The organism is Paenibacillus wuxiensis (assembly GCF_040195695.1).
GTDB classification, from domain to species: domain Bacteria; phylum Bacillota; class Bacilli; order Paenibacillales; family Paenibacillaceae; genus Paenibacillus_B; species Paenibacillus_B suaedae.
Window position 1 is genome coordinate 2,383 of record NZ_JBEFZI010000011.1, and the last position, 18,826, is coordinate 21,208.

Below are 18,826 nucleotides of genomic sequence, written 5' to 3' on the forward strand. Positions count from 1 at the left end.
CTACAATGGGAATTGACGAATGAACTCCTCGACCCCATTCTTTTGTCGCATTAAGTGTCCCACCTGGCTAGCCTGTTTCTTGAATTCGGGGTTGGTCACGGCCTCTTTAATGGCGTGCAACAGCTTGTCGGCAGTTAACTTAGAACGATTGATCGGATCGGGCCCCAGCTTTTTCGCTGCGATCGTACTCCCCCATCGATATTGATCCATCGCATGCGGAATAATAATTTGCGGAACCCCTGAACGCGCTGCGCAATGCGTCGTTCCCGAACCGCCATGATGGATAATGGCTCCCATCTTAGGAAACAGCTTCAAGTAAGGGGCAAAATCTATCGTACGAACATTGGCATGATTCAAGCCTGTTCCCAATTCAGCCCAGCCTTTTAGGATGATAAATCGCTGCCCGCTTGTCTCAATTACTTCATTTAGTATATTTCTTGTACGCAAAGGATCTGGATCCGTGCTGCTGCCAAATCCAATGAAGACGGGAGGATCCCCTTCCTCGATAAATTGGGATATGCTTGGATCAAGATCAGCCCCGTCTTCAAAATGCCAATATGCAGTTTGAGTAAAGCGAAATGCAGGATTGGCCCGTACAGGCTCCAGTACCGGATCGGCCGGAATGATAATATCGTTTAACAAATAGTGTTGAATATCGCGAACCGGGGGTAATCCCAGCTTACCCCTTTCCTCATTTAACGTTTTCAATATCATTCGATTTTGAAATTTGCTGTCTCCCCACCACAAAAAGCGATTGACCCACTGTGGGCAGTCAAGAGCGTTGATAAGCAATGGCGGATAACTCCGAGAAGGCAAAACTTGCGGGATAGCCACGGATAATCGAAATGGGATCCGGTAATATTCTGCTACAGACCTCGCCGCATACATAACACCTGATGCGATCATGATATCCGCATCAATAGCAGCCTCTTTTAACTGGCTAATATGTCTTTGCACCTGCTCCCTTAATAACTTTACCGTGAGTTTCATGATTCGCATCGGGTTTTTCCCCATGACTTTATCAGCATGCTCTTGAAGCAGGGCTTGAAAGTCGACGCCTATAGGAATAAACTGAAAACCGCATTTGCGCACGAAAGAATCATTGTTGGGCGGAGCGCATACGACAACGTCATGACCTAATCGCATTAATTCGTTTGCGAGGGCAAGCATCGGAAACAGGTCTCCGTTCGAACCTTCACTGGCCAGTACGATTTTTTTCAATGTCTTACATCCCCCTTTGACGCAGGGTTATCATCCTTCATAAAGGATATAACTCTTTCATTTACAATTTCAGGAACTTGGAGATTAAAAAAATGTCCCACCCCCGGCAACATTTCCATGACGGCGCTAGGTAAGCACGATCTCGCTTTAGCCATCGCAGCTTGCGGATTCTGGGTAATATCCTGTTCTCCCAACATGATCAAAAGCGGACATGTAATAGTGTTCAGTTCTTCGTTTTTAAAAACATGCGGCCATACTCTTTTTCCTGCCTTTACATTCGGATGAGGCTTCCTCCACAATGCTCCGGCAACGACCTGTTCGAAGAAATGGGTATGGGATTCATGCTGGTTCCAGCGAAACAGCTTCGATACGAATTGTCTCCGGGTGGATATAAGGGAATTACAGATGATTTTGGCAATGAATTTTCCACTTAAGCCCACTAGTCCTGATGAAGGGCTCATTATTATCGCTCGGCCAACGCGTTCAGGGAAATGAATTGCGAGATTTAATGCCAGTAATGCTCCAAAAGAGAATCCAACAATATCCGCTCGTTCAATATGTAATGCGTCCAATACTTCACAGAGCCATTGTGCATACTCTTCCCGACTATTCGGAAAACGCGTCACCAAGGTTTTATTCTTATCGCCGATAATGTCTACCGCGTATATTCGAAAGTGCTTTGATAACTCCAAGCTATTGCGGTACCACATCGTTGAGCTGAATTCATGAGCGTGAAGCAACACAATCGGCGGGGCATCCTCACTGCCGCTTGCAATCACGTGAGTTCTTCCAAAATGTGTTTCCAGTTCGACCGAAGTGAATGGAGTATTCCAAAGAGTCAAGGTTCGATCATACGCTTCGTAATAGGTAGATTTCAAATCATCAAATGTTCTGCGTGCCATCCTTTTTCTCTCCTTCTATTTGAACACGAGCAATAAAGTCGCTGATACAACGATTAAACTCTTTGTAATGCGTAATAAATGGAGCATGTCCGGCCCCTTTTATTTCTTGATATTCAGCGTGTGGAAGTCTCTTCCTCAATGCAATGGCATGCTCTGGGGATACGATCGAATCCATATCACCGCTAACGATCAGCGCAGGTACGAGAACATCTGACAGCACCTCTTCCGTAGAGGCTTCTTCATTGAAGAAATCAAAGTATTTGGAAATGGAGGGATTGATCTGATGGCTTTTTTCGATAATCTCAAAAGCTTGTCCATGACCAACTCTTTCAAAATCCATCTGCAGCTTTTCTTTTATGTCTAAATCTTGCTTTACGTGAAAGAATCCTCCAGTCAATACAAGAGAGGCCACCAATTGAAAATTCTCCTGTGCTAGCTTCTGTCCAACTAAACCACCCCATGAGGTAGTAATAATATGGACTGGTTCCTGTATACCAAGTCGTTCCAACACTCGAACAAATCTCCTGCTGAGTCCCCCGACGGATAAATCGTGGCGTCCGGTTGACAAGCCGCATCCCGGAAGATGAATAATGATCAACTGATACTGGGATGACCACTCGTTAATTTGATAAATGAATTGTGGAGCTGTAAGCGCAAATCCGGTTATGAGCAGCAACGGTTTGCCTTTACCAATCACAATGACTTCCGTCTGCTCTTCAATGGAATCCTTCGCCAACATATGCAGCATTTTCGGGCTCCGCTTCCGACTAGGCTGCATATACTCCTCAATAAAATTAAAGCTTTGCAATTGGATGCCGCCCCGTTCTCTCATCTGGTACCATTTCAAAAGAAATGATTTGTCCGAATAAGGACCCATCTCCAAAATTTCCAAATTTCCAGGGAGCTTAGGTATGCCACCCTCAGCATTTCCATTGCTTTCATTTCCTGCTGACGTTTCATCCTTATCAATGTCATTACTCTTCAGGCTGGAGGTGATCACTTGGTTATGTTGGGTAATCTGCCCCCCGAACTCTTCTAACAAATAGGAAATGAAGCGGGAAATGGGCGTATATTTAAAAAACAGATCTATTTTCAGCTCCAGCCCGTATTTTCGATTGATTCGTGCCGTCAATTCCGTGAGTGAGATTGAATCGAATCCCAACTCGGCCACTTCGGCATCAAGACGAATTCTCGATATCGGTTCCTTCAATGTATCTGCCATCATATGAACAATTTCTTTCTCTAGAAGAAGCGGGCTTTCCTCGGTACTCGGACTGTCGGCTTTTCTCAGAATCTCGTCTTCGTTATTCGTCGCGTGAAGCACAATGTCCGCTTCTTTTGGTATCCAATATCTCTCTTTAGCAAATGGGTAGGTAGGCAATGACAATCGTTTCGGCCGCTGCCGATCATAGAATAGTCCCCAGTCCAAATCCACACCCGATACCCACAGTTGAGAGAGCTTTTTTAAATTACGATTTTGAATTAACAAACGTATAAATTCGCTTCCTTCCGATCCGGCAATCAATTGCGTAAGATTGACGCCACCACTCTTTGAGCACCCCTTGTAAACGCTATCAAGTTCTGTGTTTCCGTCAGCGAATAAAGTAAGCTTACCGTGTAATTCCATTAGATCAGACACAATAAAAGCCACTCTGTGATCAAAAGCCTCCCTGCCCAACTGCATCGTATAGGCAAGTCGCTTAAGAACGGAACTGTTGCAATTTCTTTCACAACTCGATACATAATTTGCAAGGAGTCTCGCATATTCGCACAGCCTATCCTCTTCCTTTGCCGAAAGGACAACGATGTATGCATTCTCTCCCTGCTCTTGAAAATAGGCTTCCTCAGTATACTCTTCTAGTACGACATGGGCGTTCACTCCACCTATGCCAAATGAACTGACCCCAGCTCTTCGCGGATTCCCACCATTTCCAACCTCAGAGCACCAGTCCGATACATCCCTTCCCAACACAAAAGGCGATCCAGTCAACTGAATATATGGATTAAGACTATTAAAATGGACAAGGCCGGGTAGCTTGCAATGCTTCATCGCCAACATAACTTTTATTACGCCAGCAACTCCTGCGGCCGCCTCAAGATGTCCAAGATTCGTTTTAAGAGAACCCAGCCTACAATTAGGTATTTCGGGCACAGGCCTATTCCATTTTTTATATAACGTTTTGAACGCTTTCTTCAGAGCGTCAATTTCAATCGGATCTCCCAACTTGGTTCCGGTGCCATGCGTCTCAATATACGATACCGTCTGCGGATCGATTCCCGCGCGTTCGTAAGCTTTCACAAGTACCTCCGCTTGAGCGTTCGGGTTGGGAGCTGTGAATGAGCTGGCCCGTCCTCCATGATTAACAGCAGAACTCCTAATTACGGCATAAACGTGATCCCCGTCCGCTTTAGCTTGATCTAATCGCTTCAACAGCAGGATACCCACACCTTCTCCACGGACATAACCGTCTGCTCTCTCATCAAAGGTTTTACAGCTGCCATCCTCGCTCAACATTCCTGCTTTACTCTGCATCAAATAAGGGTTCGGACTCGCAATCACGTTCACGCCTCCCGCCAGAACCATATCGCATTGGCCTGAACGAATCGCCTCAACTGCACGATGTATAGCTACCAAGGAACTGGAGCACGCAGTATCGATAGGTTCACTCGGACCACTGAAATTAAACATATAAGAAATCCGATTGGTGAGCCCCCATTGACACATCGCTGCAGGAATCCCTGCCTGAAGCTGCAACTCCTTATAATCCGCGGTACAGACTCCTAAAAATACGCCCGTACTCGTTCCTGACAATTGCTTGGCCCGATAACCTGCATCTTCTATCGCTTTCCATACATGCTCTAAAACGAGGCGTTCTTGCGGATCCATCATCTCGGCATCTCTGCCGGATATCCCAAAAAAGTGGGGATCAAATTTATCGATCTCATGCATGAATCCGCCCCACTTAATATTCGTTTTATTATGTTCAACCCGCGGATCTCCGAAATAAGCTTTCCAATCCCAACGATCCTCTGGAATTTCACTGATCAAATTCCGGCCAGCAACAAGATTTCCCCACAGCTCATCCACATTTGCGGATTGAGGAAATGCCCCACTTGCTCCAATGATGGCAACAGGGATGGTGGCTCCATCAACTGCTTGTGTGGACTGTTGTTCATATTCGCTAATCATCGCTGGTATTTCAGTTTCCCTTGATACGTCATTCTCCATCGGTGACATGTAAGGTTGTTCCGTTTCCTCCGAAGGGCTCAAGTTATCGGAATGCAACTGGTATCGCTCCTCCGCCATACAAGAATAAACATTTCTGATTTCCCCCCGGTGATGATCAGACAAATATTGAACGATAGAATATGCAGTAGGACTTCCATAGAATACGGTTGGTGTCAATTCTATCGTATATTTTTCGTTTATTCGGTTAGCCAGCTCGACAAAAGTAATGGAATCAAACCCAAACTCACTTAAGCTGATATCCATCTCAATTTCACTGAATTCCAATCGAATGATTTCGGAAATAATCGTCTTAACGTCTTTCTCTAAAGCATCCAATAAAGCACCATTTAATAAATCCGATTGTTCGTGGGGAACTGTACAGGATATATTCCCCTCACCAGACTGTAGTTCCTGAACAAACTCCGATGAACTACGGCTCTCACCAGCCGAATAATAATTGCGTTGAACTGTGTCTCCGTGCTCTTCAGTTATATTTTGGGCAATCGTATGAATCGTAGGTGACCCATAAAACACAGTGGGACTCATTTCAATTCCGAAACGATCATTAATCTGATTGGCCAGTTCCACGAACGTAATCGAATCGAATCCATACTCCGCCAGGCTCGTCTCATCATCTAATTCATTGCGGTCGATTTTAATGATCGCAGCTGCGAAAATAGAGAGTTCATTCCTCAATTGGTCAAGATTAAGCGATGCATCGGTTGTCTGCGCGTTTATATCCGTTTTATTGCCGACAGGCTGGGTTGATGACAAATAGGAGGCAATTTGCTGCACCGGCATTCTCTCCGGTTGCTCCTCTTCTTTTTTGGCCGCCAGCCAACTTTTTATTTTTGAATGATTACCTGCGAGCGTCATAATTTCCACCTGACTCAAATAGAGAGCATTTTCAAAAATTCGGCACCCGGTATCGGCACTGATTGCTCGTATTCCGGAAGTTTTATAAATGTATTCTTCCATCTGCGAATCTACAGACATTCCTCCCTCTGTCCAGAGAGGCCAATTGATGGATATGCTGTGTCCAGAGCGACCAACTTGATTACGATACTGAGCATAACCATCTAAAAAGCGGTTAGCATAAGCATAATCGGCTTGTCCCACATTGCCCAGCTTCCCCGTAATTGAAGAGAACAACACGAAATATTGCAGTGGTTCATTCCAAGTCGCCCGATCCAGCAGCACCGTTCCGGCAACTTTTGCTGCCAGCACTCTGCAGAACTGAGCGCTTGTCTTATTTATGATTACGCTGTCCTCTGCGATGCCGGCACCATGAATAACTCCTTGAACGAATCCAAAATTATTCTTGGTTCGTTCAATCAACCTATCTACTTCATCCGGTGAGGTTACATCAGTCTGAACGTAAAGCACCTCTGATCCAAGCGAGCGAAGGTGACTAAGTTTATCAGCAATCCGTACATCCTCCTCAGATCGACCAGCGAGGACGAGGCTAGTCTTCCGCGTTCTCGCCAAAAATTGTGCGACAATAAATCCGATGCCTCCGACTCCTCCCGTTATAATGACAGCGCCGTTCTTCTGTGGAGGGACTGTATTGATTACGGCAGATGGAGAATCCTTCACTTCATGCAAGGTTAGTACCTGTCGTCCATGAATCGAGCATGCTATTTCTACTTCATCTGCTTCACCATCAAACTCTCGCAGGATTTGCTGGAATAGTTTGATCCTATGCTCCCAGCCGCGCCGCTTCGAATCTTGAATGTGGCAGGTTTGAATGATAATGCTCGGAAATTCCTTACGAACCGATCTCGCATAACCACCGACTGCCGTAAAAAAAGGATTTGGGACATCGCTCTCACTTTCATACATGCACATAATCCGAAGAGTCTGAGGCTTCCCGCTTCTCATCCAGGCTTTTGTTAGATGAAATAAATTCAGGATATATTCATCCAGCCTGTTCTCCTTCTCATACATTTCCGTTTCCCAATCCTGCCAGTCCCAATTGACTATCCACACCCACTCGGTATGCCGCTCATTTGACATTAGCTCCAGCAGTCGATCCATATGCTCCGGATTCCTTACATTCAATCCAAATTCCTGACTATCTATTTGGTCAAACATGTCTCCATCCTTGACCCAGTATAATTGCGACTCGCTGTATTCCTCTCTCAGAATCGCCAAAAAATTGCGATATAGTTGCGGAGTGCGATCGAAAATAACAATGTTTCGCTTGTTTTGTGTTTTCTCAAAGTCGCCAATCGGTCTCGGCTCCCATTTACTGCTGTAATAAATCAGTTCTTCTGTCTCAAGTGGAAGATTATCCGAACGATAGCTTGCAAGCTGCTTCTCTTTGAAACGTTTTACATAAATCAGCCCTTCTTCCGGGCTTACAATGCCTGATTTAATGCCCTCGATAACTTCCTGCAAAGACGAGAACTTCGTCATATTCTGTTCCCTCCCAGTAGTTGAACAATTTCCAAAGAACTGGCGGTTCCCTTTTTCACACTATTCAACATTTCCAGCAGTTCCGCATCGCTCATGGCAGCACTCTTTTTCGACACCGGTACCTTGCGAACCAAGTAATCCGTTACTAATACCCGAACTTTACCCTCTATATCTGTTATACATAAACGATATCGCTTCGCTTGTTCCCCACCTGGAAGTTGGACATCTCGATATTGCACATAGACATAGCCGACATCGCATACGCTTCCGCTCCACTTCACTTCACCGATTGAAAACGGCAAGAACATCTCTTCTCCATCTTCCTCTGCTCCGCCAAAACCGATCAATGATTGAAAGGCACCGTCGAGTAGCACCGGATGCAGTAGATAAGACTTCGATGAGTTTTTTAAATGATCGGGAAGACAATACCGGGAAAGAACCTCATGCTCACTCGCACTTACACTTTCTATCGTTTGAAAGGAAACTCCATAATGGAATCCCATGCTGCGGAATATTCCATAACAATCGAGTCCACTCAACCTTTCCGCGCTCCTAGCACGAATAGCATCCACTGGGAGTTCACCCAAGTCGGGTTCATTTTCTCCCTTCGACGCGTAGCGTACTTTGCCGCGTGCGTGAATATGCTCTCTATCATCGGCACCTGCTGCAATTTGGAATTCGGCCGTCTGTTCTCCCGTCGGCTCCAATCGCAGCCACGCTTCCGTTGGAGTTGAAACTTGCAGTGGCTTTAACCAAAATATATTTGAAATCGCGGTTACTTTTTTTTCGGGATAGGACAATTGACCCGCGGCCCTTGCCATCTCCAAATAAACAGCGCCCGGCACCACTACGTTTCCTCCAATGACATGATCCTTGATGATTGACTCGGATAGATGAAATGTTTTTTTGTATCTTTGCAAACCGAATACGGATTCATTGGAATCAAGCAGCGGGTGCAAATGCCCGAGATTTACCGCCTCTGATTTGACTGCAGCAGTTTCACTAAGCCAATACTTCTTCATAGCAAACGGATATGACGGCAAAGGAACTTTTCGTACTTCTGCATCGCCATAAGCGCCGTTCCAGTCAATATATACTCGGTCGCAATATAATTGTCCTAATCGCTGCAGCAGGTTCTCTCTCTCAGAACCGACAGGATCGGATTGTCGCAAAGCCTGCACGAGCCGCATTGATTCTTTTTTTTCATCTGAAGGGATATCCTCTTTATTTCTTGCTGATTTGTCCATACCACAGAAAATATGCTGATGACTGTTCCCTGCCGCAGCATCATTCAATCGTTCAACAAAATCTTCCATACTATTGGCGAGCAAAGCAATGCGATAATCGAAGTGACTGCGGCCTGTTTGCAAGCTATAAGCAATTTCCTTGACGGATGTCGAGCGCCCGTTCTCTTGGCACCAAGCAAGAAGATCAGAAATTTTTTGGCGAAGGCTGTCCTTGGATTTAGCCGAAATCGGGAAAAGCTGCATTGAAGCCGGATATTCATCCGGCTCCTCGACTTGTATATCATACTCTTCAAGCACCATATGACAGTTCGTTCCGCTATGTCCAAATGAACTGATGGCGGCCCTGCGCGGGTTCCCCGGGTCTGCTGACCACGAGGTCAGCTCAGTAACCATATAGAATGGACTTTCCCGCAAACAGATCTGGCTATTTTCTTTTTCAAAATGCAAGGTAGGCGGAAGCTGACGATGCTTCATCGCCAGTAAAATTTTGATGAAACCGGCTAATCCGGAAGCCGCCCCTGTATGCCCAATATTCGTTTTGACAGATCCCAGTCCGCAAAATTGCTTGTCGGAAGTAAACAATTTGAACGATTCCTGCAACGCATGGAATTCTATCGGATCTCCCAATTTCGTCCCTGTCCCATGAGCTTCCACATAAGTAATCGTAGCGGGATCGATTCCAAATCTCCGATAAATTTCCGTTTCCAGTGCCGTTTGTGACATTGAACTCGGAGCTGTTATGCCGTTCGTTTTGCCATCCTGATTTATTCCAGAGGCTCGGATAATGCCATATATATGATCTCGATCACGAATCGCCTTCGCTGCGGACTTAAGCAGTACAGCTCCGACTGCTTCGCCAGGTACGAAACCGTTGGCCCGATCATCAAAAGCTTTGCATCTACCATCCGGAGACAGCATTCCCATACGACTGGCCAGCACATAACCTTGAGAGGTTGTATATAGCGCAATTCCACCGCAAATCGCCATCTCACACTCTCCGGAACGGATGCTTTCCGAAGCCAAATGAATAGCAACTAATGACGATGAACATGCTGTATCGAGCGTTATGCTGGGTCCCTTTAAATCTAAAAAATAGGAAATGCGCGAAGCCAAAATTGAATTGGAGTTTCCCAGAAATAATTCAGAACCAATCTCGCTTCCTGTTTCGCATGATGCAAAATAATCGGTATCGCCTTCACAGCCGACATAGACTCCTATCTTCTTGCCCGCCACATCTCGGTTGGAATAGCCTGCGTCTTCAAGAACCTTCCACGCTTCTTGCAGAAATAAGCGCTGTCTGGGATCCATCAATTCGGCTTGTCTAGGAGAAATATTGAAAAACAGCGGATCGAACTTGTCTATATTCGACATAAAACCGCCGTCTTTACAGTAGCTCTTGTCTTTTGACTTCCGATCTGCATCGTAAAAACCATTCACATCCCAGCGTGTTATTTCTTTTACCGAATCCCTTCCTGACGCAAGATTCGTCCAATATTCATGAACGTTATCAGCTTCTGGAAATCTTCCAGAAATACCGATCACGGCAATACCTTCATCGCTTATACGCGATTGCGTCAAGAATTCATCTGCTTGCAAAATTTTATAGAGCTTCAATCCGGCTTCTGCCGTTAGTTCTTGATTTCGCACCATTTGAAGAATTTGCTTCTTGTACGCGTCAATGTCAATCATGACGATGCTCCCCTCAGCAGATGGCCTGCCGCATCCACATCCAGTTCTTTGCGTTCCAAGCTTTTAAAAAGCTGGAAAAGCCTTTCATCTTCATCCTCTTCGGAATCTACACCCACAATATAATCAGCTAATCGTCCAATTGTTGCATGATCGAATATATCCTTTGGCGTCAAATCAGTCTGCAAGGCATCATTTACTATTTTTACAATTGATAATGCCAAAATCGAATCCACGCCAAGCTCCATAAAAGATAATTCAAAATTGATACTTGCTGAATCCATATGCAGCACTTCTGCCACACTGCGGGTAATCAGTTCCATAACCTCTTCTATTCCCGCTCCTTTGCCCGCAATCTTCATAGAGACATCATGTCCTGGTGACATGTTATCTTTTTCAAACTCAAATGTAACGGAATGACTGTGATCTACATTCATTAACTCCAATACGTATGGTTGAGCCTTAATGGCTGCAACTTGGCGGATATTAGTGCCCAACAGACTTTCGATCAACTGTAAGCCTTCGGTTTCGCTTAACGGATAAGCCCCTTGTCGCTCAATGTATCGAGTTAATTCTTCATTAGACTCCCCGCGGCGCTTGGCCCAATACCCCCAGTTAACCATATACACAGGGAAGTGGGATTCTGTTTGAAGATAAGAAACGTAAGCATCTTTAAACTCACAGCTTGCCGCATAATGGGCCCATCCAGCCGTTCCGATAAATGACTGAGCCGAGGAAAAGAAGAGGAAAAAGTCCAGTGGTTCATGCTGAACCAGAGTATACAGCACCACGCTTCCTTTTGCCTTCGACTCCAAGGCTGTTCGCAAATCCGTTTCTGACATGTCTTGCACCGCTTGGGGTTGAACATCTAAAGCTGAATGAATAATGCCGTGAATCGTTCCGAATTGCGACTTTGTCCGTTCTATTGCTATTCTCATCGCATCATAATCAGCAACATTCGCTTGCAAGTAAATTACTTTACCCCCGAGTGATTCCAAATGCTCTATCTTCTTCTGCATATCAGTATTCATTTCACTTCTTCCGATTAAAGCGAGAGAAGCATTTGACGTTTTCGCCATATACTCAGCAAATATATAGCCAACCGTTCCCAAACCGCCGACAATAACGTAAGCGCCATGATGTCTAAAACGCGTTGGCGTAGTTGAAACGGTTATCTTTTCGGGAACCAGAATTCGTTTGAATTTTTGGAATCCACGAATGGCTATTGTTTCTCCACGCGCCTGAGCAGGCTCGTACGCAATAGCTTTGGCAAGGCTCATTATTGCGTTCCTATTTGAATTCTGCACTACGTCGCTCCAACTCAAGTCTAGTTGAGTCAAGCGCAGTTGCGGAAGCTCCTTTGCCAATGTACGTGCCAGTCCATGCACCCCTGCCCCAAATGGAGTCACGATATCATCCGGCAGTACGTTGTAATGATTATAAGTTACGATTCTCAATTCCAAGCCAAGATCAAGCTGAGCAGCCATCAATGCTTTTACCAAGCGAAATAAAGATAGCGTCCCCTGTTCTTGACTATCCTCAAGCATGCTTATCTGTTCTCCAGCGCTGCATCTAAAATTCGCCAAAAAGTATACCGTATTCAGTCTCGAATATTGACTAATATGCTGATGAATCGCTAAAGGATTACTAGCGTCAATAATTGTTTGGGATGGATAAATCTCTGCTGCATCTCTTCCCAGAACTGTTACTGAGACTTCATCCGCCGAATGCAGGGAACGAATTGCAGCCACAAGCGGGTCGGAACTATCGGAAGTCATAATAAGCACCTGTTTACTGCCAATTTGGGATTTTTGCCCCTCTGCCGATGGTGTGGGCGCCTGCTTCCATCTTGGTACGTAAGTATAGTCCGTGCCTCTGGAGTCTTCCTCTCCGTCCGCAACCTCTTTGGAACCGGTCTGGAACAAGGATTTCATCCGCTGAGGCAGTGCTGCACTGATCTTTGCCCGATCCTCTGGCCAATATCGTTCTTTGGCAAACGGATACGTGGGAGCTGGGATCCGATGTGGAGCCTGGCATCCATAAAGGAACTCCCAGTTCAAATCAACTCCGGATACCCATATCTGTGCCAGCTTATGCAACTTCCGGTTTCGTATTATTGCCTCTACGAACTGCCGCCCTTCTTCACCTTCGAGCAATAAGCCATATTTTTCATCCGTCTGTTTGCTCGTTCCGGTAAACATACCTTCGATATTGCGCTCGCCCTTGCCGTAAGCCAAAAGCTTCTCCTGTAATTCCGATATGGAACCGATAACAAACCCAACTCTCTCCTCCAGCATTCTCCTGCCGATTTGGAAGGTATAGCATAGATTCGCAATGTTAGGTTGTTCCCTGCCGTCATTTCCGCTTATAAAGCGTACAATTTGCAGGGCATAATCCTGCAAGCGCTCTTTGTTTTTTGCCGAAAGAGGAAAGATATACAAATCAGCCGCATTCGATTCCACTGCATGTAATGGTTCGACATCTAATGATTGCGGCGCTTCTTCGACGATCATGTGACAATTTGTTCCACTAAAGCCGAAAGAATTAATTGCCGCTCGCCGCGGTGCTCCGTCCGATGCCCATTCCTGCAATTCTCGGTTCACAAAGAACGGAGTAGCCTTGAAGTCGATGTGCTCATTTTCCTTCGCGGCGTGCAGCGTGGGAGGAAGTAGTTTATATTTCATAGATAGCAATATTTTGATTAGTCCCACTACCCCTGATGCAGCAGATGTATGTCCTAAATTGCTCTTTGCCGAGCCAATCGCACAGAATTGTTTCCTGTCGGTGTATGTGGCAAAAGCTTGGGTCAATGCCGCTATTTCAATCGGGTCGCCCAATTTGGTTCCCGTACCGTGCGCCTCCAAATAAGTGATTGTTTCAGGATGAATACCGTACTTTCGGTAAACTTCCAACTCTATCTCCGTTTGCGACTTGGCACTCGGTGCAGTAATTCCGTTGGTGCGTCCATCCTGATTGATTTCCGATCCTTTAATCACGCCGTAAATATAATCCCCGTCAGCAACAGCTCGATCCAAGCGCTTCAATACAACGGCTGCGGCAGCTTCCGCAGGAACAATTCCATCGGCATCGTCCGCAAATGTTTTGCATTTTCCGTCTTTGGAAAGCATGCCTGCTTTACTCATGGAAATGAAGGGCTTTTCGGTTAAATACAATGTAACCCCTCCGGCGAGCATCATATCCGTTTCCCCGTTCAACAAGCTCTTACATGCTAAATGAACGGCTACCAAAGAACTTGAACAAGCTGTGTCCACGCTGATGGCAGGCCCTTTTAAGTTCAGAAAATAAGAGATGCGTGAGGCCAATATCGAGTTCGTGTTGCCGAGCATCAGCTGCGCATTATAACCCGCGGCTGTTCCCTCCGCGATTGCACTATACTCGTTGCCGAATACCCCTACGATGACCCCGCATTTGACGCGATTCAGTTTTTCAGGTGCGTAACCGGCATCCTCCAGCGCACGGTAGCTTTCTTGAAGAAATAACCGCTGCTGTGGATCCATCATTTCCACCTCGGCAGGGGATATTTGGAAGAAGGCCGGATCGAACTTATCCATGTCCGCTACGAATCCCCCCCATTTTCCATACGTTTTGTTGGGAGCTAGCGGATCGGGATCATAAAACATATTCGGGTTCCATCTATCAGCCTGAACTTCGTGAACTGAATCGACTCCTTGCCGGAGATTTCCCCAAAGCTCGCGAACATTTTCCGCTCCTGGAAAACGTCCCGATATGCCGATTACAGCTACATCCGAAGATGCACCGGATAGTCCCGTGCGTTCCTTTTTAATTGCGGTTTCTGTTGGTGTAAGACATTCATTCTTATTTTCCTGCTCCCTCTTCGCAAATCGTTCCAGAACGGCCGATTTTTGATCATCGCGCTTTAAGGAGCAATCCATAGGCTTTTGTACGCCGATAATGCGCTCGATAACCTCTGGATGGGTTTGCGCCAAATATTGAGTTAAATCCCGAAGATTTGAATGATCGAACATCGTTTGAACTTGCAGATTCAATTCCAGCTTCCGGTTCAAGTCATCCAATATTTTGAGACCTATCAGCGAATCGATTCCGTAATCGGAAAAACTTGCGCGACGATCGATTTCAGTCGGCTTCATTTCGAGAGTGTCCGCGAACCATTGCGCCAGCTTATCCTCCATCTTTCTAATCGTATCCCCATTTATCCCGCCGACATGATGCGGCAAAGCGGCTTCCTCAGCCCGTTTGTATACAACGTCTTCTTTATAATGAAGACTGTTTCCAAGCCACTTTCCGACTGCATCCGTATAGCTCGCTGCATGCTTAAAAGCCGATTCGTTCATCATCAACAATTGTTCTTGAGTCAGCAGATCGTCTGCTTTTTCCAAGGTTAGCAGCACATAGCGAAAGAGGTTCAAAGACAATGCCTTGCCGAAATTGTTCCAAGCACGGTGTTCCGTTTCCATGTCAGCTAAGTGGGGATATTTCTCCTTCAGTATGGACAAGTTCTGCTCAAATTCCGGATCATGCAAAAAGTTGGATATCTCTTGACTGCAATCGATGCAATCAATTACTCGCAGACGATTCTCTGCAAGAATTCGGCTGTACTGCCCCTGTGTATTCGTATACTGTCCGACATGGGGCAAATGTACTTCATTCACTGTGTTAGCGAGGCAATCCGCCAATACAACAGTTCCCTTCCGCTTTAAATGCCTAGCGATGTTCCCGAATACCCCGTGTTTATCCGCGATATGCACTGTCACTTCCAGTCCAATGATAAGATCATACATGCCGGGGAAATCCTCTTTTGCACTGTCTTTGCAATGAATAGTAATCCGATCCTCCAAACCTTCTCGGCCAACTCGCCGTTGTCCAAATTCGGCCTGATTGGCTGATATGGTATATCCATCGCAATGTATATGCTCATGGGCTCTTGCGAGATGAAGCAAATCAGTTGAAAAACCGCAGCCGATATCCAACAAATGATTTACTTTGCTAAAATCTACATGCCGATACAACATATCTCTCATTTCTTTTTGTTTAGCCAAGGCGAATTGGGCCATAGCCGAATATTGCTGAGGCTCGGAAAATACGTTCAGCCATGAAAATCCTGTTATCTTCTCCGAAAACGGGGCGAACGTCAAATAACCTTCCTGTTCGGTGCTTTCCTCATATAATTGAACTGATGCATCATAGTAGTCGGCTACTACGGCATCCTGGTCATTCAACGCCGGTTTCGATCTGCCATCGTAATTCTGGATCGATTCATCATTCGCACTGTACAACCAGCATTTCCTTTGTTCAAAAGGATAAGTAGGCAAAGGTACCCTCCTCCGTTGGATATCATTCACAAGCGGCCAATCCATTTGTTCGCCAGCCATCCACCGCTCCAGCAGCTTTACGATTTGTTCATTCTCGATCTGAGAAGCGAGTAAAGAAGAATATTCGATCTTCCAGTCCGCTCTATCTCCCATTGCCGAAACAGCTAAATATCGACCAATTTGCTCCTTCAGCTCCTCTGGGGTTCGGCAAACGAAGGCCGTCCTCTCCGCAAAGGCTTCTCTTCCGAACTGCAAAGTGTACGCAATGTCCAGCATTTTTGCCGTAGGATAGTCATGTCGCTCCAAATGCTGCAGCAATCGCTCGGCATAGCGCCGCAATTGTGCTGAGGAGCGAGCGGATAGTGGAACGATGCATTCGCCCGGTATAAGCGTCTCGGCAGACGGCGGCAACTCAATTGATTTGTATTCTTCTACAATTAGATGCGCTTCTAAGCCGCCTGCTCCAAAAGAGCTGATGGCAGAGCGACGTGGAAGCTCTTTGTACGAATCTCCGTCATGTATAGTCATTGCAGGCCAGTGTGTCAGTTCCGTCGGAATATAGAATGGCGATGCTTCCAAGCGGATCGACGGGTTTATTGAATCGGCCACTTTATTAGGAACGAAAGCTTTATATTTCATCTGCAGCAGCACTTTTGTGAGCTGTGAAATGCCAGCTGCCGCCTCCAAATGTCCGATTATCGGCTTTACGGAGCCAACTGCACAATATTGGCGCACCGATGTTCTCGCCTCGTAAGCGCGCCGAATCCCAGTCCATTCAATCGTATCCGTCGTATCGCTGCCCAAAGCTTGAAGTTCAACGTACCCTATCGTTTCTGGATGAACGCCGCTGCTGTTCATGACTTCTTCAATCAATCCCGTCTGTGACTGCGGATCGGGTAAAAAGAATCCCGAAGAATATCCCTTGTGACTGATCCCAGATCCGCGAATGATTCCGTAAACATAATCGCCATCTTCAATAGCTCGTTCCAACGATTTCATCAAAACTGCTCCGACGCCTTCTCCTGGTATAAAGCCGTTTCCATCGGCATCGAACATACTGGTTTGTTCTTTCGTGGAGAGCATTTTGCTCTGGCACATGCCCAGATATCTCGAAGGATGCAAGTATAGATTGACACCGCCTGCGATTGCAGCCTCGCTTTCGCCATTCAGAATACTCCGGCATGCCAAATGAATCGCTGCTAATGACGAAGAGCAAGCTGTATCTAATGCCAAGCTTGGGCCAGTAAAATTAAAAAAATACGATATCCGGTTTGGCAAGCTGAAATATGTAGAATGGATAGGCGTCCGATCGGAAGAATTCCATTGATTGGCTCCCAACAATGGGTATGTCATGGAAGTCACACCCACGAATACCCCTACCTTTTTTCCGCTCCAAGCTTCTTTGGCATATCCGGCGTCTTCTAAGGCAGACCATACCGTTTCTAAAAATTTGCGTTCTTCCGGGTTTATCATTTTTGCCTCAAGAGGATTCATCTTAAATAGCATGGGGTCAAATTCATCCACGCCATCAAGAAAGGCCCCATATTTGCAATAAATGTCCCCTTCTGCAAGCGGCAGCGAGATATCATTTCCATAATTCCCATGTTTCCAACGGGTCTGCGGTATTTCTGTAAAGCACGATGTTCCTGATTTCAGAACATCCCAGAAATCTTCGATTGTACGCGCACCAGGATATTGCCCCCCGATACCCACAATCGCAACGGCTCCACGCTCAGGAACAGCTGCTTGAGGACAACTTGTCTCATGCACGCTCCGTTTCGATTCTTGAATGCTTTCCGATCGATGCACCGGTGTGCTTACCTTCTCCGGGCCAAGCACATTTCCAAGCCGATCTGCATAATGCACTGCGAAAAAGTCAACCAGTTCGTCAACTGTTTGGTATTCATAGAGCAGCGTTTTGGACATTTCACCGAAATCGGATTCCATTTTTGAATTGAACAGCTTGATCGCAATCGAATCGAGCCCATACTCTTGAAAAGGCGTCGAATTGTCTATTCTATCTGGAGACAGCTTTAGCACGTTACCCATTGAAGTCTTAATATACTGATACAGTGCTTGAATAGGCACCTCGCTCTTCTGCGAACTAGTTGGGCTCCGATATCCAATTCTTCGTGACCTCTCCTCCATGCGCTGAAGCCATTCCGCCAGCCTTCCTTTTTTCCCATAAAGAACAGATATTTGGTGTTTCCCGCTAGCTAGGGCTAACTCCCATGATTTGATTCCTTCATCCGTTGGCAAAGACAGGAGCGGTATATCTTCTGATTGCAAGGCTTCAGCGAACTTCATACCGCCCTCCTTCCAGAACGGCCAATTTATAGCCAATGAAAGCCCTTCCCTGCTCCCCTCTTCCCTCAGCTTACCGCGCGCAGAGCAGAAATGACTTAAGAACAGATTCGCAAATGCATAATCGCATTGTCCGGGATTCCCCCATACCGAGCTCAAGGAGGAGAAGACGACAAACCAGTCTAGCTTCTCATTACGAGTAGCCTCATCCATCAATAATGTCCCAAACAGTTTTGGCTTGACGACCGCTTCCATGTGTTCTCTTTCTTTATTGATGAGAAAAGAGTCGAAAATGGCACCGGCACTATGAATGACCCCATTAATACACGAAAATCGACGTTTGGCCTCGGTGATCGTACGTTCTGTATCATCCGGTACAGATACGTCCCCTTGAATGTAAAGCACTTCCGCACCTAGCGATTCCAATTCCGTTATTTTGTTCTCCAACACAGAAGTAAGAGCTGATCTTCCGCATAATACGAGCCGCGCCTGCACTGTAGCGGCTAA

5 protein-coding genes (1 of these 5 cut by a window edge) are annotated in these 18,826 nt (G+C 46.0%); all 5 read right to left on the minus strand.

The annotated features are described in order from the left end of the window. Tightly spaced (each overlapping or abutting the next), the 5 genes in view from ABN764_RS23730 to ABN764_RS23750 form a layout consistent with a single transcriptional unit that may run on beyond the window. On the minus strand, positions 1-1,221 hold the full coding sequence (locus ABN764_RS23730; RefSeq protein WP_446673280.1) for a glycosyltransferase: 1,221 nt from the start codon (positions 1,219-1,221) through the stop codon (positions 1-3). Continuing rightward, positions 1,218-2,123, minus strand: a complete 906-nt coding sequence (locus ABN764_RS23735) for an alpha/beta fold hydrolase (protein ID WP_446673281.1) — start codon at positions 2,121-2,123, stop codon at positions 1,218-1,220. The genes ABN764_RS23730 and ABN764_RS23735 overlap by 4 nt, the downstream gene beginning before the upstream one ends. Continuing rightward, a complete protein-coding gene (locus ABN764_RS23740) occupies positions 2,104-7,770 on the minus strand; it encodes an alpha/beta fold hydrolase (protein ID WP_446673282.1) in 5,667 nt (1,888 codons plus the stop codon). Before ABN764_RS23740 ends, ABN764_RS23735 begins: the two co-directional genes overlap by 20 nt. After that, the gene (locus ABN764_RS23745; protein ID WP_446673283.1) at positions 7,767-10,706 is read right to left on the minus strand and encodes a type I polyketide synthase; all 2,940 of its coding nucleotides are present in this window, start codon (positions 10,704-10,706) and stop codon (positions 7,767-7,769) included. The genes ABN764_RS23740 and ABN764_RS23745 overlap by 4 nt, the downstream gene beginning before the upstream one ends. Beyond that, on the minus strand, positions 10,703-18,826 hold the 3' portion of the coding sequence (locus ABN764_RS23750) for an SDR family NAD(P)-dependent oxidoreductase (protein WP_446673284.1). It continues 885 nt past the right edge of the window; 8,124 of the gene's 9,009 nt are visible here — the last part of the coding sequence; its start codon lies beyond the right edge, outside the window — the gene reads right to left on this strand; it ends in the stop codon at positions 10,703-10,705. The genes ABN764_RS23745 and ABN764_RS23750 overlap by 4 nt, the downstream gene beginning before the upstream one ends.